The sequence below is a fragment of the Vogesella sp. XCS3 genome (genome assembly GCF_020616155.1).
Classification (GTDB): domain Bacteria; phylum Pseudomonadota; class Gammaproteobacteria; order Burkholderiales; family Chromobacteriaceae; genus Vogesella.
Window position 1 is genome coordinate 1,637,452 of the sequence record NZ_CP085530.1, and the last position, 21,509, is coordinate 1,658,960.

General features: G+C 62.1%; 15 protein-coding genes and 2 riboswitches. Of the genes, 6 read left to right on the forward strand and 9 right to left on the reverse strand.

The annotated features are described in order from the left end of the window. Positions 1-53: 53 nt before the first annotated feature. Complete coding sequence (metG, locus tag LCH97_RS07785; RefSeq protein WP_227304772.1) at positions 54-2,114, reverse strand: methionine--tRNA ligase; 2,061 nt, start codon at positions 2,112-2,114, stop codon at positions 54-56. 168 nt (positions 2,115-2,282) lie between these two features. Next, on the reverse strand, positions 2,283-3,530 hold the full coding sequence (locus LCH97_RS07790) for an MFS transporter (protein ID WP_227304774.1): 1,248 nt from the start codon (positions 3,528-3,530) through the stop codon (positions 2,283-2,285). 238 nt (positions 3,531-3,768) lie between these two features. On the opposite strand from LCH97_RS07790, the gene apbC reads away from it, so the two are divergent. From apbC to LCH97_RS07805, 3 genes are all read left to right on the forward strand, one after another. Continuing rightward, the gene (gene apbC, locus LCH97_RS07795) at positions 3,769-4,917 is read left to right on the forward strand and encodes an iron-sulfur cluster carrier protein ApbC (protein WP_227304777.1); all 1,149 of its coding nucleotides are present in this window, start codon (positions 3,769-3,771) and stop codon (positions 4,915-4,917) included. Between the two features lie 9 nt (positions 4,918-4,926). Continuing rightward, a complete protein-coding gene (murI, locus tag LCH97_RS07800; protein WP_227304780.1) occupies positions 4,927-5,715 on the forward strand; it encodes a glutamate racemase in 789 nt (262 codons plus the stop codon). Between the two features lie 200 nt (positions 5,716-5,915). Next, a complete protein-coding gene (locus LCH97_RS07805; protein ID WP_227304783.1) occupies positions 5,916-6,140 on the forward strand; it encodes a hypothetical protein in 225 nt (74 codons plus the stop codon). 89 nt (positions 6,141-6,229) lie between these two features. Here LCH97_RS07805 and LCH97_RS07810 read toward each other — a convergent pair whose 3' ends face one another. Further along, the gene (locus LCH97_RS07810; protein ID WP_227304786.1) at positions 6,230-6,997 is read right to left on the reverse strand and encodes a CPBP family intramembrane glutamic endopeptidase; all 768 of its coding nucleotides are present in this window, start codon (positions 6,995-6,997) and stop codon (positions 6,230-6,232) included. A 166-nt stretch (positions 6,998-7,163) separates the two neighbouring features. Further along, positions 7,164-8,447, reverse strand: coding sequence for an O-acetylhomoserine aminocarboxypropyltransferase/cysteine synthase family protein (locus LCH97_RS07815; RefSeq protein WP_227304789.1), 1,284 nt, complete (start codon positions 8,445-8,447; stop codon positions 7,164-7,166). A gap of 191 nt (positions 8,448-8,638) precedes the next feature. On the opposite strand from LCH97_RS07815, the gene LCH97_RS07820 reads away from it, so the two are divergent. After that, a complete protein-coding gene (locus tag LCH97_RS07820; protein ID WP_227304792.1) occupies positions 8,639-11,254 on the forward strand; it encodes an EAL domain-containing protein in 2,616 nt (871 codons plus the stop codon). A 126-nt stretch (positions 11,255-11,380) separates the two neighbouring features. On the opposite strand, the gene LCH97_RS07825 is transcribed toward LCH97_RS07820, so the two are convergent. Further along, a complete protein-coding gene (locus tag LCH97_RS07825) occupies positions 11,381-12,631 on the reverse strand; it encodes a hemolysin family protein (protein ID WP_255619313.1) in 1,251 nt (416 codons plus the stop codon). 233 nt (positions 12,632-12,864) lie between these two features. Here LCH97_RS07825 and LCH97_RS07830 point away from each other — a divergent pair, with 233 nt between their 5' ends. Next, complete coding sequence (locus LCH97_RS07830; protein ID WP_227304799.1) at positions 12,865-14,490, forward strand: methyl-accepting chemotaxis protein; 1,626 nt, start codon at positions 12,865-12,867, stop codon at positions 14,488-14,490. Positions 14,491-14,586: 96 nt separating this feature from the next. Here the strand turns inward: LCH97_RS07830 and gcvP are convergent, their stop codons facing one another. From gcvP to gcvT, 3 genes are all read right to left on the reverse strand, one after another. Then, positions 14,587-17,442 (reverse strand): aminomethyl-transferring glycine dehydrogenase, encoded by a 2,856-nt coding sequence (gene gcvP, locus LCH97_RS07835; RefSeq protein WP_227304802.1) that lies wholly within the window; start codon positions 17,440-17,442, stop codon positions 14,587-14,589. Between the two features lie 234 nt (positions 17,443-17,676). Continuing rightward, a complete protein-coding gene (gene gcvH, locus LCH97_RS07840) occupies positions 17,677-18,063 on the reverse strand; it encodes a glycine cleavage system protein GcvH (RefSeq protein ID WP_227304805.1) in 387 nt (128 codons plus the stop codon). Positions 18,064-18,138: 75 nt separating this feature from the next. Beyond that, on the reverse strand, positions 18,139-19,224 hold the full coding sequence (gene gcvT, locus LCH97_RS07845) for a glycine cleavage system aminomethyltransferase GcvT (protein ID WP_227304808.1): 1,086 nt from the start codon (positions 19,222-19,224) through the stop codon (positions 18,139-18,141). Between the two features lie 37 nt (positions 19,225-19,261). Further along, a riboswitch (glycine riboswitch) is annotated at positions 19,262-19,358 on the reverse strand. Positions 19,359-19,365: 7 nt separating this feature from the next. Beyond that, positions 19,366-19,466: riboswitch (glycine riboswitch) on the reverse strand. 214 nt (positions 19,467-19,680) lie between these two features. Between gcvT and LCH97_RS07850 the strand changes: the two genes are divergently transcribed. Further along, positions 19,681-20,073: a hypothetical protein gene (locus LCH97_RS07850; RefSeq protein WP_227304811.1), complete on the forward strand. Its 393-nt coding sequence runs from the start codon at positions 19,681-19,683 to the stop codon at positions 20,071-20,073. Positions 20,074-20,165: 92 nt separating this feature from the next. Here the strand turns inward: LCH97_RS07850 and LCH97_RS07855 are convergent, their stop codons facing one another. After that, positions 20,166-21,488, reverse strand: a complete 1,323-nt coding sequence (locus LCH97_RS07855) for an amino acid permease (RefSeq protein ID WP_227304814.1) — start codon at positions 21,486-21,488, stop codon at positions 20,166-20,168. Positions 21,489-21,509: the final 21 nt, after the last annotated feature.

Below are 21,509 nucleotides of genomic sequence, written 5' to 3' on the forward strand. Positions count from 1 at the left end.
GCAAAAAAAACGCCCCGCAATGCGGGGCGCTGTGGCGTAGCAGACAATAACGCTTAGCCTACGCGCATGCCTGGCTGTGCGCCGTCGTCGGTATCCAGCAGGAACAGGCCGCTGCTGTCGTCAGTGCCGGAGGCGCAGACGATCATGCCTTGCGATACGCCAAAGCGCATCTTGCGTTCGGCCAGGTTGGCCACCACGATCACTTTGCGGCCAACCAGCTTGTCCGGCTCCTGGTAGGCGGAACGGATGCCGGAGAAGATGTTGCGCTGTTCAAAGCCCAGGTCGACGGTGAACTGCAGCAGCTTGTCGGAGCCTTCCACAAAGTTGCAGGCCAGTACCTTACCCACGCGCAGGTCCAGCTTGGCAAAGTCGTCGATCTTGATGGTGTCGGCCAGCGGCTCGTAGTTGGCCGCAGCGGCCGGTGCTTGTGCTTCCATGGTCTGTTTGTTCGCTTCGATGAGTTTGTCCACCAGCACCGGGTCGACGCGTTGCATCAGGTGCTGGTATGGCTTGATGGTGTGGCCCAGCAGCAGCTGCCCGGCGTCAGCCCACTGCAGCGGTGCTACGTCGAGGAAGGCCTCTACGTCTTGCGCCACTTTCGGCAGTACCGGCTTCAGGTAGATGGTGAGCAGGCGGAAGGCGTTGATCAGCACGGTGCACACTTCGTGCAGGCGCGCTTCCTGGCCTTCCTGCTTGGCCAGCTCCCACGGTTTGTTGGCGTCCACGTAGGCGTTTACCACGTCGGCAATGCCCATGATCTCGCGCAGTGCCTTGGCGTACTCGCGTGCTTCGAAAGCTGCGGCGACGTTACCAGCTTCGTGGGCGATATTGCCCAGCAGGCGAGTTTCGTCTTCTACGCTATCGGCCAGCTTGCCGCCAAAGCGCTTGGTGATGAAACCGGCGGCACGGCTGGCGATGTTGACGTACTTGCCGACCACGTCGGAATTGACGCGGGCCACGAAGTCACCCAGGTTCAGGTCGATGTCTTCGATACGGCTGTTGAGCTTGCCGGCGATGTAATAGCGCATCCATTCCGGGTTCAGGCCGCATTCCAGGTAGCTCTTGGCGGTGATGAAGGTGCCGCGCGACTTGGACATTTTCTGGCCGTCCACGGTGAGGAAACCGTGGGCGAACACGCCGGTGGGCACACGCATGCCGGAGAACTTCAGCGTGGCTGGCCAGAACAGCGCGTGGAAGTACAGGATGTCCTTGCCGATGAAGTGGTACATCTCGGTGTCGGTATCCGGCTTGAACCAGGCGTCGAAGTCCAGGTTCAGCTGTGCGCACAGCTTCTTGAAGCTGGCCATGTAGCCGATCGGCGCATCCAGCCATACATAGAAGTACTTGCCCGGCGCATCGGGAATCTCGAAGCCGAAGTACGGTGCGTCACGGCTGATGTCCCAGTCCTGCAGGCCGCCGCCGATCCACTCGTTCATCTTGTTCAGCGATTCCGGCTGCAGGTGCGGCTGTGCCACGCCGTCGGCGCGAGTGGTGTTGCCGCTGGTCCAGTCGCGCAGGAAGTCGGCGCACTCGCCCAGGCGGAAGAAGTAGTGCTCGGAGGTTTTCAGCACCGGTGTGGCGCCGGACACCGCCGAGTACGGGTTCTTCAGCTCGGTGGGGTTGTAGGTGGCACCGCACACTTCACAGTTGTCGCCGTACTGGTCTTTGGCGCTGCATTTCGGGCATTCGCCCTTCACGAAGCGGTCCGGCAGGAACATCTGCTTTTCCGGGTCGAACAGCTGCTCGATGGTGCGCGAGGTGATCTTGTTGTCAGCACGCAGCGCGCGGTACATCTGCTGCGCCAGTTCCTTGTTTTCCGGGCTGTTGGTGCTGTAGTAGCTATCGTGGCCGATCAGGAAACCCTGCGAGTCGGCTACGTGCAGCGCTTCTACCTCGGCGATCAGCTGCTCGGGGGTGATGCCGCGCTTCTCGGCTGCCAGCATGATGGGCGCGCCGTGGGTGTCGTCGGCGCACACGTAGTAGCACTCGTGGCCGCGCATCTTCTGGAAACGCACCCAGATATCGGTTTGGATCTGTTCGAGCATGTGGCCAAGGTGCAGCCCCGCGTTGGCGTAAGGCAGTGCACTGGTCACCAGAATCTTGCGTGTGGTCATGGAGAAGCGTCCGGTGAAAGGTATTCGGTAAACCGTCGATTATAACGACAAAGGTTGGCCGCGACAGTCATCGCGGCCAACCTTGTGAAATTACGCCGCCGCAGCAACGCTAGCAGCGGGCTCAGCCAGGCGCTAGCCGCTGGCAGCCAGCACCAGCGGGCGCGCCGGTCAGGCCGATTGTGGCAGCAGGTCCGGGTCGTCGCGCTCGGCCATGGCCACCGCCACTTGCGGGCGCGCCAGCCACACGAAAGCCAGCGCGGTCAGCACCGACAGCAGGGCAAAGCCGGTGATGCCGCCGGCGATATACGCCCAGCGGAAGAGCTCGATGCCGATACCGTAGCCTGCCATGCACAGCATGCTCATGCCAGCGGACACCACACCCTTGGGCAGCTGGCTGCTCATCAGCGCAAAGCGGTACAGCACGCCAAAGGACAAGCCCTCGCCTACCGCCATCAGGCTCATGCCCAGCACCAGGAAGATGTGCTGGTAATGGCCGTACAGTACGCCCGCCAGCATCAGCACCAGGCCGCCCACTACCGGCCACATGCCCAGCAGCACCGAGCGGCCCAGCGGCCAGGCTTCGGCACGGGCGGCCAGCAGCAGGTTACCGGCGATCAGGCCACCGAATACCGGCAGCTGCCACAGGCCGTACTCCAGCGTGCTAATGCCCAGGTCTTCCACCAGCAGCACCGGCGACAATGCGATCCAGCCCATCAGCGGCAGCGCCAGCATGGGGATGCACAGTACCGACAGCACAAAGCGGCGGTCACGCAGCAGCTGCAGGTAGTCGCCGCCCATACGCGACAGCGGGCGCGGGTTGGCCGCAGGCTGTACGGTTTCCGGCATTTTCCACCACAGGCCCAGCAGCGCCAGCAGCGCGCAGGCTGCAATAAACAGGAAGCAGCTACGCCACGGCGCCAGCTCGATCAGCGCGGCACCGGCCAGCGGGCCCACCATGGGGGCAATCAGCGCCACGTTCGCCATCAGCGCGGTAACGCGCACGGCGGTTTTCTCGGCGTAGGCTTCCTGCACCGCGGCATAGCCCACGGCATTGATGAAGCACAAGCCCATGCCCTGCAGTACGCGCAGCGCCATATAGGTTTCGATACTGCTGACCAGATAGGTGGCCAGGCAGCTCACGATAAAGCACACCACGCCGCCGAGCAGCACCGGGCGGCGGCCGTAGCGGTCGGACAGCGGGCCGGTGAGCCACGATAGCGCCGCACCGCCCAGCAAGAAGAAGGTCATCGACAGCGGTACCCAGCCGGCGTCCACACCGAACTCGCGGGTAACTTGCAGCATGGCCGGCTGCGCCATGTCGTTGGCGATATAAACAGCAAACTCGAACAACACCAGGGCTAGCGGGAACAACAAGGTAGCAACAGACAGGTGGGCAATTTTATTATTGGCAGACAAAAGAACACCTCAAAAGCCATGACGCGGCAGCAAAGCACCGCGTCACGTTGACAAAAAGGCCGGGGATTCTACGCGAAATCAGCCACTTAGGCCAGCGCTTATTGCCAACGCACCGCCAACGCAGGCGACAGGCGGCGCTTTGGGCTATCATTTGCGGCATTCCCCGCGCCCCCGGCGCCTGTCGGCGGGCGCAAAACCTGATTAAAATAGTCGGGTAATCCCGACTTGGCGCACGAATATGTTCTCCCGACTAGGCAAACTGTTTGGCAGCCCTGCCAACACCGACACCACACGGACACCCGACATGGCTCACAGCGACGCAGATATTCTGGCAGCCCTTGCCAACCTGATCGACCCGGATACCGGCAAGCCTTACCGCAAGGGCCTGGCCATCGCCTGCAACGACAGCAGCCGCCTGGCGCTGAGCGTCAAGCTGCCCTACCCGGCCAAAAGCCGCTTTGCCGAGATCGGCGCCCTGTTCAGCGAAGCCTTGGCCCCGTTTGCCGACGGCCGCCCGGTAGAGGTTGATGTAAGCAGCCAGATCACCAGCCATGCCGCCCAGCGCGGCGTGCCGCTGCTGCCCGGTGTAAAGAACGTGATTGCGGTGTCGTCCGGCAAGGGTGGCGTGGGTAAATCCACCACTGCGGCCAACCTGGCGCTGGCGCTGGCGGCCGAAGGCGCGCGCGTCGGCATTCTGGACGCCGACATCTACGGCCCGTCGCAGCCGCTGATGATGGGCCTGCAAGGGCAGAAGCCCGAAGTAGTAGAAGGCAAACTCAAGCCGCTGGAAGCGCACGGCGTACAAACCATGTCCATCGGCTACCTGGTGGACGACGACCAGGCCATGGTATGGCGCGGCCCCATGGTGAGCCAGGCGCTGCAGCAGCTGCTCAACGACACCCTGTGGGACGAGCTGGACTATCTGGTGATCGACATGCCGCCGGGCACCGGTGACATCCAGCTGACACTGTCGCAAAAGGTACCGGTGACCGGCGCCATCGTGGTGACCACGCCGCAGGACATCGCGCTGATCGACGCCAAGAAGGGCCTGAAGATGTTCGAGAAGGTGGGCGTGCCCATCCTCGGCATCGTGGAAAACATGGCCATGCACGTGTGCAGCCAGTGCGGCCACGAAGAGCACATCTTCGGCCATGGCGGCGCCGACAAAATGAGCGCGCAGTACGGCGTGGACGTACTGGGCTCGCTGCCGCTGGACCTGTCCATCCGCCTGTCTACCGACGAGGGCAAGCCCACCGTGGTAGCCGAGCCGGACGGCAAGCTGGCTGCCCGCTACCAGCAAATTGCCCGCCGCGTGGCCGTCAAGGTAGGCGACAAGGCGCGTGATTTCTCCAGCAAGATGCCGAAGATCGTCATCCAGAACAGCTAGGGCACACGCATGATCGGCATGTTCGATTCCGGCCTGGGCGGCCTGTCGGTATGGCGCCAGCTGCGCCACGCCCTGCCACAACAGGATGTGGTGTACCTGGCCGACCAGGGCTACTGCCCCTACGGCGAGCGCAGCCAGGCAGAGCTGATAGCACGCGCCGAGGCCATTACCGCCTGGCTGCTGCAGCAAGGCGCGCAGCTGCTGCTGATCGCCTGCAATACCGCCACCAGCGCTGCCGCGCGCCACCTGCGCGAACGCTACCCGCAGCTGCCCATCGTCGGTATGGAGCCGGCCATCAAGCCCGCCGTACTGGCTAGCCAGAGCGGCCGTGTGGGCGTGCTGGCCACCCACGCCACCCTACAGGGCGACAAATTCCGCCAGCTGGTGGCGCAGTTTGCCGGTGACACGCTGGTGATTCCGCAAGCCGGCAAAGGCTTTGTCGAGCTGGTAGAAGCGGGCGAGCTGGACAGCGAACGCAGCCGTGCCGTGGTTGGCCGCGCGCTGGCCCCGCTGCTGGAGCACGGCGTGGACCACGTGGTGCTGGGCTGTACCCACTACCCGTTTCTGGCGCCGCTGATGCGCCAGCTGCTGCCGGCGCACATCGACCTCATCGACCCCACCGACGCAGTGATCCGCCAGACGCTACGCCTGATGCAGCAACACGGCCTGGCCGCCGCCAACGGCGCTGCGGCCAACTACCGTTTTGCCAGCACCGGCCAGCCCGGCAATATGGCCCACTTCCTGCAGCACACGCTGGGCACTACGGCACAGGTGGAATATATCGACTTGCCCGGCTAACACCGGCACCCCTCACCACAGCAGGCCCGGGCACACCCCGGGCCTGTTGCTTTTCAGCGCTGCTTACAACAGATGTCATGCAACTGAATTGACAGAAAAAAACTAAGGTTTTACCCCGCCCCGTCGATAAACAAACATGGGGCAGCACACAGCAACGCTAGTGAATGCAAGGCCCCTGGGCAAGGCAGGAGGAAAACATCATGGGTAATCTGAACTGGTATGCCGGCCTGCGCGAGCAAGCTGCTTATCAACAAGCCGCTGCCATGCTCAAAGCAATTGAAGAACATAAACAGGCTATAGCCCGGCTGGAAACCAGCCTGGCAACCCTGGGCGACATCGTGGATCTGGCACGTGTAGACCGCATGGCCGCCCAGCTACTGGTAGAAGAGCGCCTATCAATAAGCGACCACAAACAGAGCGGTTAAACCGCCTACCATAGTCTGATACCGCAAGGTGCCAACTATAACGGCCAGCCCTGGCAACAGGGTTGGCCGCTCTTCTTTGTGGCTGCCGGCTAGCGCAGCTGCGGGTAGCTTAGCCAGGCCAGATGCAACACATTAAAGCCCGTATGCAGCAACAGGGCGTAGCCCAGCCGCCCCGTGGCGGCATACAGCAGCGCGTACGCCGCCCCCGCCAATGTCGCCACCAGTGCCCACAGCAGGCCACCGGGCATATGCACTAGGCCAAACAATACCGCCGATAAAGCGCAGCGCTGCCATAACGGCCAGCGCGCTGCAGCCGCAAACACCCCCTGGCGAAACAGCGCCTCCTCCGGCAAGGACACCAGCAACAGGTTGGCCGCCAGCCACGGCAGCCACCAGGCCGGCCATTTGGGCTGCCACGCCAGCAAGCCGCTAGCCAGCGCCAGCCCCAGCGCGGCAAACAGGCAGGCAGCGCACGCCAGCAGCCAGTAGCCACGCTTTGTCACCGCGGGGATGGCAACGCCCGGCAGGCACAGCAGCAGCCACAAACCGGCCAGCCCCTTATCCCAGTGCCAGTACAGCGTGTAAGGCTTGCTGTTGTCAGCCAGCATCCCCTGCCACCAGCGTGGCGGGTAAAAACCGGGCAAGGCGTGCAATGCCAAGGCCAGTATCAACAACACCGCCAGCAGCCAGGGCCAGCGCGCCCGTGGCCAACGCCGGCACAGCCAGGCTGCCAAGCCCAGCAGCACGTAAGCCAAGCCAGCTAACGGCGCCAGCACGCCCGCCCACAGCGCCACGGCTGAAGCTGGCACGGCCACGCCCAGCGCCAGCCGGCGCTGCCCGGCCAGGGCCGCCAGCAAGGAGATCGCCAAAAGCGTAAAGGCAGCCAGCACAGGCCAATCAGATACGGTATAAGGCATGTCAGGGCAAAAAAGCAGTAAAGCGCGCCAGTGTAGCGCAAGACAAAAACATTGCGGCCAACCTTGGTGGGGTTGGCCGCAACGGTATTACAGCAAGGGCAGCGAGTTACGCCTGGCGCGCGGCGGCGTCCAGCGCCTGCACCACGTCGGCCAGGATGTCGTCCACGTGCTCGATGCCGATGGACAGGCGGATCAACTCCGGCTTCACGCCGGCACGCAGTTGCTCCTCCGGCGACAGCTGGCGGTGCGTGGTGGACGCCGGGTGGCACGCCAGGCTCTTGGCATCGCCGATGTTCACCAGACGGGTCACCAGCTGCAGCGCGTCGATGAAGCGGCCACCCGCCTCTACCCCGCCCTTGATGCCGAAGGACAGAATGCCGGACGCGCGGCCGCCCATGTACTTGTCCACCAGCGGGCGGCTGGGGTGGCCTTCCAGCGCGGCGTACTCTACCCATTCCACCGCCGGGTGCTGCTGCAGGTACTGCGCCACTTTCAGCGTGTTATCGCAGATACGGTCCAGGCGCAGCGCCAGAGTTTCGATACCCAGCAGGATCTGGTGTGCGTTGAACGGCGAGATGGCGGCGCCCATATTGCGCAGCGGCACCACGCGGGCACGGGCGATGTAGGCGGCGGCGCCCAGCGCCTCCACGTAGTTCACGCCGTGGTAGCTGACGTCCGGCGTGTTCAGGCGCACAAAGCGTTCCTTGTGCTCGCCCCACGGGAACTTGCCGCTATCCACGATGATGCCGCCGATACTGGTGCCGTGGCCGCCCAGGTATTTGGTGAGGCTGTGCACCACGATGTCGGCACCGTGCTCGAACGGGCGGCACAGGTAAGGCGACGGTACGGTGTTGTCCACGATCAGCGGCAGGCCGTGCTTGTGCGCCTCGTCAGCAAACGCGCCAAAGTCCACCACATTGCCCAGCGGGTTACCGATGGATTCGCAGAATACTGCCTTGGTGTTGGCGTCCACGTTGGCCGCAATGTCTTGCGGGCGCGCCGGGTCGATAAAGCGCACGGTAATGCCCAGCTGCGGGAAGGTGTGGGCAAACAGGTTGTAGGTGCCACCGTACAGCGTGCTGGTGGCGATAATATTGTCGCCGGCCTCGGCGATGGTCTGTATGGCGTAGCTGATGGCCGCCATACCCGATGCCACCGCCAGCGCGCCAATACCCCCCTCCAGCGCCGCCACGCGCTTTTCCAGCACGTCGGTGGTGGGGTTCATGATGCGGGTGTAAATATTGCCCTGTACTTTCAGGTCGAACAGGTCGGCACCGTGCTGGGTGCTGTCGAAGGCGTAGCTGGTGGTCTGGTACAGCGGTACCGCTACGGCTTTGGTGGTCGGGTCGGGGCTATAGCCACCGTGTACTGCGAGTGTTTCCAGTTTCATCTTTGTAGATCCCTAGGGCTTGTTATCGCCGGCCGCATCATGGCAGGCCGCAGGCCATACCTTAGCGTCATGCCGCCACAAGATAAAGCCTGTTTTTTTGCAAAGCTTTGCAACCCAGCTGGAGATGCTGCGTCCAAGCCAACCTGCCCGCCAGCGACTATGCTTCAATAAAACAAGACCACGGGCCTCCCATGCTGCAACGACTCTTCCCGCTGGCACACACCGTCAGCCGCCAAATGTTCTGGCTGCAATCATTACTGGTTGTACTGCTGCTCAGTGCCATGGCTTTCCTGCACTACTACAACGACGGGCGCACCTGGCTGCTGGCCGATGAAAGCCGCCGCCACGCCCGCGAACAGCAGCAGCTGGGCGATACCGTGTCGCGCTTGGGCGACCTGCACAACAGGCTGATCCTGCTGGTAGAGGAACAAGAAGCCGAGCAGCTCAGCCCCAGCGATATCGTGCGCCGCAAGCTTAGCCTGCAACAGGCACTGAACCAGCTTACCCAAGACACCCTGGCACTGGGCGAGCAAACACGGCAAAGCCCGGCGCTGGCTAAGCTGGTACGCGAGATCCAGGCCGACCTGATGCGCTACCACACCCAGGCTAGCAACCTGCTGCAACTGCTGCCCAGCGAAACCGAAGCCGCTGAAGAGCAGGCGCTGATTATCAGCCGCCAGGTCACCCAGGACATGGAAAAGCTGCGCAAACTGGCACGCCAGCAGCGTGAAAAGTCCATCCGCCACTTCGAGGCCGACTTGCAGGAAACCCTGCACACCGGCCACCAGCTACAAAACATCCTGCTGGGCCTGTTGCTTGCCGCGCTGGCCTTGATAGGCTGGCGCATGCACCGCATTGGCCGCCAGCTGCAACAAACCGAAGCCTTGCTGGTGGCGCTGGGGCATGGCGACACCAGCGTGGTGCCGCCGCAAGGCGATGCGCTGTTCCAGCCGATATTCAAAGCGCTGCGCCGTTTCCGCGAGCTATTGATCAGTCAGCAAGCCCTGCTGGCCAGCAGCGAGGCGCAACAGCATAAGCTGGAATCCATGGTAGACGAGCGCACCGCCCACCTGCAGCAAGCCAACCGCCAGCTGGAAGACGAAATCCGTCAGCGCCAGCAGGCAGAAAAGCGTCGCCGGCTGTACGAAATGGTGTTCGAGCACACCGAAGACGCTGTCATCATCACCACACCGGATACCCATATCGTTGCGGCCAACCCTTCCTACCAGATGATGACCGGCATGACGCTGGACGAGCTCTGCGGCAAGCGCCCGCCCATTGCCCGCTCCGGCCACCACGACCGCCAGTTCTACCAGCAGCTGTGGACACAGCTGTCCAGCGCCGGGCGCTGGCGGGGTGAAATCGTTAACCGCCACACCGATGGCAGCCTGGTGCATGCCCTGCTTACCATCAATGCCGCCACCGAGCCGGACGGCTCCGTCACGCACTATGTGGGCATCCTGTCGGATATTACCCAGCTCAAGCTGGCGGAAAACCAGCTACGCCGCCTGGCCTACTACGACCCGCTCACCGCCCTGCCCAACCGCGTGCTGCTGAAAGACCGCCTGACGCACGAGATAGACATTGCCCGCGAAGAAAAGCGCAGCTTCGCCACCATGCTGCTGGATCTGGACCGTTTCAAGTACGTCAACGACACGCTGGGGCATAAAGCGGGCGACGAGCTGCTGATGGACGTAGCCGAACGCCTGCGCGGTACGGTACGGCTGGAAGACACGGTAGCGCGGCTATCGGGTGACGAATTCTGCATTATCCTGCGCGACTGCACGCCGTCGCAGGTAGCCCGCACAGCCGACGCCATCGTCACCGTGCTGAACCTGCCTTTCCGCCTGGAGGCGCGCGATGCCGAGGTCGGCGCCAGCATCGGCATTGCCATGTTCCCCGGCGACGGCGAGAACAGTGAAAACCTGATGAAAAATGCGGATGCCGCCATGTACCAGGCCAAAGCGCTGGGGCGTAACCGCTATTGTTTCTTCGAACCCGCGATCGAAGCCCGGCTACGCGGTGAGATGGAGCTGTTCTCCCAGCTGCGCCACGCCATAGAAGAGCAGCAGTTTGTGCTGCATTACCAGCCCATCATCCCGCTGGGCGACGGGCTGGGCAGCTACGGCGAAGCACTACTGCGCTGGCCTGGCGGGGGTAGCCAGGCCTCGCCAGGCGTATTCATCCCCTTTGCCGAACAGCATGGCCTGATAGAAGGCATAGGCGATTTTGTACTGGAGGCAGCCTGCCGCTTTGTGGCCACCAGCGTTGAGCAAGGCCAGCCGCAAAGCATCAGCATCAATCTGTCGGCACGCCAGCTGGCCATGAGCGACCTGCCCGAGCGGCTGGCGCAAGCGGTATCGCAGCATGGCATACCAGCCTCCGCCATCGAGCTGGAGCTGACCGAGTCGTCGCTGATCCAGAACCTGGAAGCCATTTCGGTGACACTGACCCGGCTACGCCAGGCAGGGTTCCGTATTGCCATTGATGATTTTGGCGCGGGTTACTCGTCGCTGAACTATCTGGTGGAACTGCCGGTAGACAAGGTCAAAATCGACCAACGCTTTATCTGGAGCCTGTTCAACAGCCCGCGCAACCAGGCGGTGGTGAAGGCGATTCTGTCGCTGGCGCGCACCATAGGCATCCAGACGGTGGCCGAAGGTGTGGAAACCGCCGAACAGCTGGCGTTTCTGCAGGCCCATGGCTGCCACTACGTGCAGGGCTACTACCTGGCCAGACCCATGAGCCAGCAAGACTTCCTGACCTTCCAGCAGCTAGGCCCGGCCAACGTGACACCCGCAGGCTAAACTGCGGCCAACCCTGCCCGTACAGGTAGCGCAAGCCTGACAAGCAAAACCCCCTGCCAAGCCAGCAGGGGGTTTTGTCTCTCGGGCCGCCACAGCCTTACAGCAGGGTAGCGTACCAGCCAGGGGCTAATCGGCAGCCGGGGGCGCGGGAGGCGCAATCACCAGCACCTTGTCTACCCGGGTGCGGTCCATGTCCATTACCTCGAAGCTGAAGCCGTTCCACACCACCTTGTCGGCGGCGCTGGGTACGCGGCCCAGCATGAACATGACAAAGCCGCCCAGGGTCTGGAAGTTGCCCGACTCTTCGCCCTCGATACTATCCAGCTCGAAATGCTCTTTGAAGTCTTCCAGCGACATCATGCCGTCCACCAGCCAGCTACCGTCTTCGCGCTGCACGATTTCATCGTCACCGTCGCCCGCTTCGGTGGGCAGGTCGCCCACGATAGCTTCCATCACGTCGTTGATGGTAACCAGGCCTTCGATTTCGCCATATTCGTCCACCACCAGCGCGGTGTGGTTACGCGTGCGCTTGAACTGCTCCAACAGCTGCATCGGGCTGATGGCTTCCGGCACGTACAGCGGCGGGCGCACCGATTCGGCCAGCTTCACCGATTTGTCGTCCAGCAGGCGGTGCAGCAGGTCTTTGGCCTGCACCATGCCCAATACGTTCTCGAAACCGCCTTTTACCACCGGGTAGCGGGTAAACACGCTACCGCGAATGATCTTGAGGTTTTCTTCCAGCGGGTCTTCCACGTCCAGCGCAATGATGTCTTTGCGCGGCGTCATGATGGAAACCACCTTTTTCTCGTCCAGGCTGAAGATGTTTTCCACCAGCTCCTGCTCGGCGCGGTCAAAGATGCCTTCGTCAGCACCCTGCTCCATCAACACCTTGATTTCTTCTTCGGTGATGGACGGGTCTTTATTCTTTTTGACACCCAGTACGCGCAGTACTGCTTCGGTAGACAGGCTCAGCAAGCGCACTACCGGGGAGGTGACACGGGCCAGCAGCAGCATAGGGCGCGCCAGGATAGAAGCCAGCACTTCGGGGTTCTGCATGCCCACGCGCTTGGGTACCAGCTCGCCGATGATCAGCGAGAAATAGGTAATCAGCATCACCGTAACCGTCAGGGCTATGGGGCGGGCAAACTCGGCCAGTACAGGGTAGGTTTCCAGATAGTGCTGCAGGCGGTCGGCAATGGCGGCTTCACCGAATGCACCGGACAAAATGCCGATCAGGGTAATGCCGATCTGGATGGTAGACAGAAAACGGGTGGGTTCTTCTGCCAGCTTGAGCGCCGCAGCGGCGCCGCGGTTGCCTTCGTCTGCCCACTGCTGCAGGCGAACCTTGCGCGAGGAGACAATGGCGATTTCGGTCATGGCAAAGATGCCATTGAGGAGAAAGAGTACAACTAATATAAGCACGTCCATTGGACAGGGTAAACACCATATAAAGAAGACTACGCCATTCTACATGCCAGCCGTTTTTTCGCCAGTACCCTGCCACACGCCGTTAATGACAAAAAAATATGTCCAATCATTGGCAAGCCTAGCTGAAAGCACTATAAATAAAAAACTTGGCATTTTGCTGCCCCATTTTCAAGGAAAATGCGATGAAGCGTATTTCTTTGCGTACCCACCTCATGCTGATTGTGAGTATTGCGATCCTGTTCTGTGTGGCGCTGGGTACCAGTGGCCTGCTGGGGTCCCGCAGTATTGCCGGCGAGGTGGACTACTTGCTGAACACCCAGAAAATGATTCGCCAGCAAACCGAAGCCGACATGATGCACGACGCGGTGCGCTCGGACGTGCTGTCGGCGCTATACCGGGACAAGCTGGGCGAAAAGGACAAGCTCAAGGGCATCGCTGCAGACCTGGCCGAGCACGCCAAACACTTTCGCGAGCTGATGGCCGACAATACCCAGCGCGCCAGCACCAATGAACCACTCAAGGCGCTTTACGGCGAAGTCATCCCGCAGGTAGAACGCTATCTGCAATCGGCCAGCATCATCATCAGCAGCCTGGAAAGCCAGCCGGACAAGGCGCTGGCCACCCTGCCCGCCTTCGAGCAGGACTTTGACGCGCTGGAAGGTGGCATGGAAAAAGTCACCGATGCTATCGAACAGTCTTCCACCAGTGCCCAACAGACAGTAGACGCAGGTATCAGCAAGCAATCCATCATGAGCGGCACGCTGGCACTGGTGGCTGCCGTGTTGCTGATCGCCTACGCAGCCGTCCTGAGCCGCCTGCTGCTGCGCCCGCTACAGGCACTGACCAGCACGGCCAACCAGGTCATCAAGACCGGCAACCTGAGCCTGCGTGTAGACGACCACGCCGGGCTGGAGCTGTCTGTCTCAATACAAGCCTTTAACCGCATGCTGCAATCACAGCAAAAGCTGGTTGCCCAGTTGCAAGAAGTTGCCGGCTCGCTGGAAAACACCAGCAGCAGCATAGGTAGCCTCACCGCCCGTGTGCGTAGCGATGCCGAAGCACAGAGCAGCTCGGCCGAGCATATCAGCAGCGCCATCAGCCAGATGAGCCATAGTGTGGCCAACGTCAGCCAAGGCACACGCAGCGCACTGGAGTGCAGCCAGGCGGCGGGCGAACAGGCACGCAGCAGTAGCCAGACGGTCACCCAGTCTGCCAATGCCATTCTGGCCGCCACCCAGTCGGTGCAGCACGTGTCCAGTGTGATCCACTCGCTGGAAAGCAGCGCCATGCAGATCGGGCGCGTAGTGGAAGCCATTACCGGCATTGCCGAGCAAACCAATATGCTGGCGCTGAATGCGGCCATTGAAGCCGCGCGTGCCGGCGAAACCGGCCGCGGTTTTGCCGTGGTGGCCGACGAAGTACGCAACCTGGCGGTGCGCACCAGCACAGCTACCCAGGAAATCCAGACCATGGTGTCCAGTATCCAGACCTCGGCACAGCAAGCGGTACACGCCATGGAAGAAGGCATACGCCAGGTTGCACAAAGCTCGGAAGAGGCACAAAAAGCCGGCAACGCCATCGAGCTGATCGAAGACCGCACCCGCGAAAGCGTCAACACCATGGGGCAGATCCACCAGGAGCTGCAAGAGCAAGCCAGCGCCAGCCAGGATATTGCCGGCAACGCCGACCAGGTGTCCGATATGGCACGCCGTACGCTGAACAGCGCGCTGGAGGTAGAAGCCGAAACCCGCCGCCTGCAGCAGCTAGCGCAAAACCTCAACAAAACGCTGGCCAGCTTCAGCGGCTAGTTTTGGCAGCCGCCATCAAAAAACCCCGCCAGCTTGCACCGGCGGGGTTTTGCTTTGCCTGCGGCCAACCTGCCAGGTTGGCCGCATGGGCAAGGCTTACTCGTAGTTGTCGATGGACGGGCAGCTGCACACCAGGTTGCGGTCGCCGTATACGTCGTCGATACGGTTCACGCTAGGCCAGAATTTGTTTTCCAGCACGTACGGCAGCGGGAAGAACGCCTGCTCGCGGCTGTACGGGCGGGTCCACTCGCCAGCGATGTCGGCCTTGCTGTGCGGTGCGTTGCACAGCGGGTTGTTGTCCTTCGGCCAAACACCGTTCTGCACCGCGTCGATTTCCTGACGGATGGACACCATGGCGGCAATGAAGCGGTCCAGCTCGGCCTTGGACTCGGACTCGGTCGGCTCGATCATCAGCGTGCCGGCTACCGGGAAGCTCATGGTCGGCGCGTGGAAGCCGTAGTCCATCAGGCGCTTGGCCACGTCTACCTCGGTTACGCCGGAAGCGGCTTTCAGCGGGCGCAGGTCGATGATGCACTCGTGCGCCACACGGCCGTTCTTGCCGGTGTACAGCACCGGGTAGTGAGCAGCCAGCTTGTCTTTCAGGTAGTTGGCGTTCAGCAGCGCGATCTCGGTAGAACGCTTGGCACCCTCTGCGCCCATCATGCGGATATACATGTAGGAGATCGGCAGGATGGACGCGGAGCCGAACGGCGCAGCGGATACCGCGCTCTGGCCGGCCACGGCACCCGGTACTTCCGCTACCACGTGGTTGGCCATGAACGGCGCCAGGTGCGCTTTCATGCCAATCGGGCCCATGCCCGGGCCGCCACCGCCGTGCGGGATGCAGAAGGTTTTGTGCAGGTTCATGTGCAGCACGTCGGCACCGATGTCGGCCGGACGAGTCAGGCCCACCTGCGCGTTCATGTTGGCACCGTCCATGTACACCTGGCCGCCGTTGGCGTGGATCAGTTCGCAGATTTCCTTGATGGACTCTTCGAACACGCCGTGGGTGGACGGGTAGGTAATCATCAACGCGCCCAGGTTGGCCGCGTGCTGCTCGGCCTTGGCCTGCATGTCGGCCATGTCCACGTTGCCGTTGTCGTCGGTTTTCACCACGACAACCTGCATGCCCAGCATCTGTGCGGTGGCCGGGTTGGTACCGTGCGCCGATTGCGGGATCAGGCAGATGGTGCGGTGCGCATCGCCACGGCTGGCGTGGTAGCGGCGGATAGCCAGCAGGCCGGCGTATTCGCCCTGCGCGCCGGAGTTCGGCTGCATGGAGATGGCGTCAAAGCCGGTGATGGCCAGCAGCTGCTGCTGCAGGCCTTCGATCATTTCCAGGTAGCCGGCAGCCTGCTCGCGCGGGGCGAACGGGTGCATATTGGCAAACTCGGGCCAGGTCACCGGGATCATTTCGCTGGTGGCGTTCAGCTTCATGGTGCAGCTGCCCAGGCTGATCATGCTGTGGTTCATCGCCAGGTCGCGGTTTTCCAGCTTCTTCAGGTAGCGCAGCATCTCGTGCTCGCTGTGGTGCTCGTTGAACACCGGGTGGCTGAGGATGGCGGATTCGCGTTTCAGGCTGGCCGGAATGGCGTCGGCAGCGGCCGCGTCCAGCGCAGCGATGTCGGCCGCCTTGCCGGTGAAGATTTCAATCAGCTGAGCCAGGTCGGCTTCGGTAGCGGCTTCGTGGAAGGCCACACCCAGCACGCCATTACCGGCGTCACGCACGTTGATACCGGCAGCCAGTGCAGCGGCGTATACCTTGGCCGCATTGGCGCCCAGCTCCACCTGTACGGTGTCGTAGAACTGCTCGAACTTCAGCTTCCCGCCTGCCGCTTTCACCGCGTGGGCGAAAATGGCGGCCAGGCGATGGATGCGCTGGGCAATGCGCTTCACGCCAGCCGGGCCGTGGTACACGGCGTACATGCCGGCCATATTGGCCAGCAGCACCTGGCTGGTGCAGATGTTGGAGTTGGCTTTTTCGCGGCGGATGTGCTGCTCGCGGGTTTGCAGCGCCATGCGCAGCGCGGTCTTGCCTTTGGCATCGATGGACACGCCGATGATGCGGCCAGGCGCCGAACGCTTCATGTCGTCGCGGAAAGCAAAGTAGGCCGCGTGCGGGCCGCCAAAGCCCATCGGCACGCCAAAGCGCTGGGTGTTACCCAGGGCTACGTCGGCGCCCATTTCGGCTGGCGATTTCAGGGCGACCAGTGCCATCACGTCGGCGGCCACGATGGCGACGCCACCTTTGGCTTTGACGGCAGCAATGTACGGGGTCAGGTCCAGCACGTCGCCGGCTTCGCCCGGGTACTGGAACAGCGCGCCGAAGTAGTCGCCGTTGCCGGCTTCTTCCGGGTGGCCCGACACCAGCTCGAAACCGAAGTATTCGGCGCGGGTTTTCAGCACGTCCAGCGTTTGCGGCAGCACGCGGCTGTCTACAAAGAAGCGGTCGCCTTTTACCTTGGAAGCGCGACGCGCCAGCGCCATGCCTTCGGCGGCGGCGGTGGCTTCGTCCAGCAGCGAGGCGTTGGCGATATCCAGGCCGGTGAGGTCGATCACCATTTGCTGGAAGTTCAGCAGTGCTTCCAGGCGGCCCTGGGCGATTTCAGCCTGGTACGGGGTGTAGGCGGTGTACCAGCCCGGGTTTTCCAGCACGTTACGCAGGATCACACCGGGGGTAATCACCGGGTAGTAACCCATACCGATAAACGATTTGTTGATGACGTTCTTGCTGGCCACGGTTTTCAGGTCGGCCAGGGCGTCTACTTCGCGCTGCGCAGCCGGCAGGTCCAGCGCACGGTTAAAGCGGATGCCGGCGGGCACGGTTTGCGCCACCAGGTCTTCCAGCGAGCTGGCACCGATTTCGGCCAGCATCTGCTGCTGTTCGGTATCGCACGGGCCGATGTGGCGGGCGATGAATTCTTGATGATTGAAGAGTTGCGAGAGAGACATGTCTGCGATTCCGTCTAATCGATTAGCCACGAAAACACACGAAAAAACACCGGTAGGGCAACAGCTCAAACCTGTTGCGGCGTAACCCAAAGCTGGGCGTACTGCGCCAAAGGTGTAGCAGCCTGGTCGTGGCACTCGCCTCAAGCGCCGCCAGCCATTTTTGTGTCCTTGCGTGTGTTTCCGTGGCTAATAAAAAAAAATGCCCCGCCATCTTGCGATGGCAGGGCTGTCTTATCAGGCGCCGATTTCGGCTGCGTAGGCAGCGGCGTCCAGCAGGCCGTCCAGATCAGCAGCGTTGGCCGGCTTGATCTTGAAGAACCAGCCTGCGGCGTACGGCTCGCTGTTGGCCAGCTCAGGGTTGGCTTCCAGCTCGGCGTTCACTTCCAGGATTTGGCCTGCGATCGGGGCGTATACGTCGGAAGCGGCTTTTACCGATTCCACCACGCCGGCTTGCTCTTCGGCAGCCAGGTTGGCGCCTACGGCGGGCAGCTCGACAAATACGATGTCACCCAGCAGCTCTTGCGCGTGCTCGGTAATGCCTACGGTTACGGAGCCATCGGCTTCCAGGCGCAGCCATTCGTGGCTGGATACGTATTTCAGTTCGGCAGGAATGTTGCTCATCGTTTCTCTCCAGAAAAATGTGTCGTGTTGGTGTAACGGGGCAGGCGCTCGCTCGCCCCGTCGTTATACACCAGCTTATTCAAAAACTTTCTTGCCGTTACGCACGAACGGCATTTTCACCACACGCACGTCGGTCAGCGTGCCGCGCAGGTCTACCTGGGCGGTAGCACCGGTGGCTGCCGGTACACGGGCGATGGCGATGGAATGCTTGAGGGTGGGCGAGAAGGTGCCGCTGGTGATGATGCCTTCGCCGATACCGTCTACCACAACCTTCTGGCCTTCGCGCAGTACACCACGGCCTTCCAGCACCAGGCCGACCTGCTTCATGGCCACGCCGGCGGCTTTTTGCGCTTCCAGCGCGCTGCGGCCGATAAAGTCGCGGCCTTCGGTCATGGCGATGGTCCAGCCCATGCCGGCTTCCAGCGGGGAGACGCTGTCGTCCATATCGTGGCCGTACAGGTTCATGCCGGCTTCCAGGCGCAGCGTGTCGCGGGCGCCCAGGCCGATAGGCGCCACGCCGGCGTCTTTCAGCTCGTTGAAGAAGGTGATGGCTTCGGTAGCGGGAATCATGATTTCCAGGCCGTCTTCCCCGGTGTAGCCGGTGCGGGCAAAGAACCACTCGCCGGATGGCAGGCCCTGAAACACTTTCAGCGCGCGGATAGCGTCGGCTAGCGCCGGCTTCACGCTGCACACCTTGTCGATGGCGGTAGGGCCTTGCACGGCCAGCATGGCCAGGTCGCGGCGCACTTGCAGCTTCACATCGAAACCGGCGGACTGCTTGTCCATCCAGGCCAGGTCTTTTTCGGTGGTGCCGGCGTTAACGACCATGCGATAACCAAAAGCGGTGAGGTATACGATCAGATCGTCTACCACACCGCCTTGTTCGTTCAGCATGCCGGAATACAGCGCCTTGCCCTCGAAACCCAGCTTGGCCACGTCATTGGCAATCAGCTTTTGCAGCCAGGCCTTGGCGTCGCTACCGGTGATGTCCACCACGGTCATGTGCGACACATCGAACATGCCGGCGTCGCTACGCACGATTTCGTGCTCTTTCAGCTGCGAGCCGTAATGGATGGGCATGTCCCAACCGGCAAAATCGACCATTTTCGCGCCGGAGGCGAGATGGGCTTCGTATAGGGGGGTGCGTTGCGGGGCTGTCATGGCAGGTCCTTGTCCGAGCGTGAGTTTCCTCTGTTTCTCACACCCCTCTGTCCCTGCACCTGAGATTTTCCGGCATTGCGCCGTTAGCCCCTTCGGTGGGCGCATCCTGTGCGCCGCTCTCCAGATTCTGCGGGGAAAACCCCGATTCTTGCAGTCCTTTTGCCTGAGCGATTGCGGGTGCACTTGCGCCTTCGGCGGCGGTTCTGCCCTGCGGGCAAACCGCTCTCTCCTGCGGAATGCGCGCATTATCGTTGCCACAGCGTGGCTTGGCAAGCTGGATTTGGCAGCACTGTGGCTGCGGTTTGCCGGGTTTTGAACAGATGAACAGGCACAGCCAATGCGCTATGCTATATAGCTATCAAATGTCTTGCAGCAACGGCCTTTGGCCGGCAAAAACATTAGCACCCGGCTTACCATGCCAACACATACCGGACAACTCAAGCGCACAAGATGGCCATGGCACAAGACCAAGCCCCCGCTTTTTACCCTTCTGCCATCACGCTGCCAGCCCACCAGGGTTTGACGGCACAGGTCATACAGGAGAACGCCATGCCGTCATTATCGATGGACGAGATTCTTGCCAATCTGGAAAGCTATAGCGAACATGCCGCGCGGCTGGCGGGCCCCGGCCGGCCATACGCCACCGTGCTGCACGATACCCTGCAGCACGTTACCGCACACTTGGCGCCGCTGGAAAAATCACTGGTGATACGGGCCGCGGCCCAGGCTTTTGGCCGCGCGGCGGAGAGTGCCCCTCTGCTAGAAACTGCCATGCCTGGCGCAAACGATATCGGGGCGCATTGTCTGCTACATGGCGAAAACCACCTGATTCCGTTCAAGCTGGACTGAGCAGGGCCAAGGTTGGCCGCAAAAAAACCAGGCCCGGCATACCGTGTACGCCGGGCCTGCTGTCATGTTGGCCGCAAGCTACCCTGCCCTGCTTAGCCTTTCACCAGCCGCTCGCGCAGCTGCCACAGATAAATAGGCAGGCCGGCCAGCAGCAGCAGCACGCCCCACATCACCACCTCGGCACCCGAGCCATAAATGGTCCACATGGCAAAGATGAAACCGCCAAACGAAAACGCCAGCGGTGCGTACCAGTCGCGGCGTGTGAACTGGCGGTGGCGCTTCAGCATCACCGCCAGCAGCGCCATGGCGCAGAAAGCATACGGCAGCAGCGTGGTGGCGGTAGCCAGCAGGATGACAAATTCGAAAATCTGCACGCCACTGTCGCCGCCAGCGTACTTGCTGGCCAGCAGGATGGTCACCAGCACGGTAGACAACAGCAAGCCTACGATAGGCACACCGGCCTTGTTTTCACGCACAAAGAAGCGCGGGAACAAATGGTCGCGTGCGGCCGCGGCCGGAATATGGCCCTGCATCAGGCACCAGCCGTTCAGCGCGCCAAAACAGGACACTACCGCGCCCAGGCCTACCGCGTAATACGCCCAGTTGCCCCACAGGTGGCGGGCAGCGTCGGCAAACGGGGCGCTGGATGCGGCCAACTGGCTGGCCGGCATTAGCCCCTGCAGCGCAATGGTGCTCAGGATGTACAGCCCGGCGGCAATCAGCGTGCCCAGCACGGTGGCACGCGGGATGGTGCGCTCCGGCTGATCCACGTCACCGGCCGGCACCGACGCCGACTCCAGCCCCAGAAACGCCCACAGCGTCAGCGCCATGGTGGCGGGGATCGCCTCGCCCAGCGGCTTGTGCTGCGGGTTGAATTGCACGAAGTCCGGGTTCAGGTACAGCAAACCGGCGATGGTAACGCCACCCAGCGGCAACAGCTTGATCAGCGTGGTGACAATCGCCACGCGGCCCGAGCTTTGCGGGCCGCGGCTGTTGATCCAGGTCACCAGCCAGATCAGGCCGATGGCGGTGGCACCGGCGGCCAGGTTGCTCTGGTTCAGCACCGGAAAGAACACCCCCAGGTAGCTGACACCAGCCACGGTCAGCGCGGCGTTGCCGGCCCACAGCGCGATCCAGTACCCCCAGGCAATCAGAAAACCGGCAAAGTCGCCAAAGCCTTCGTGAATATAGGCGTAAGGGCCACCAGCTTTATGTGGCAGCAGCGTGGCCAGCTTGGCAAACACCAGCGCCAGGCAAATGGCGCCCAGCGAGGTAATAGTCCAGCCAATCAGCGACGAGCCACCGTATTGCGCCAGCGACGCCGGCAGCAGAAACACGCCAGAGCCGATCATATTGCCCACCACCAGGGCGGTACACATCCAGAAGCCGAGCTTGCCCGGTGCAGCCTTAGTCATGGCGGCCTCCTTGACAGGCAG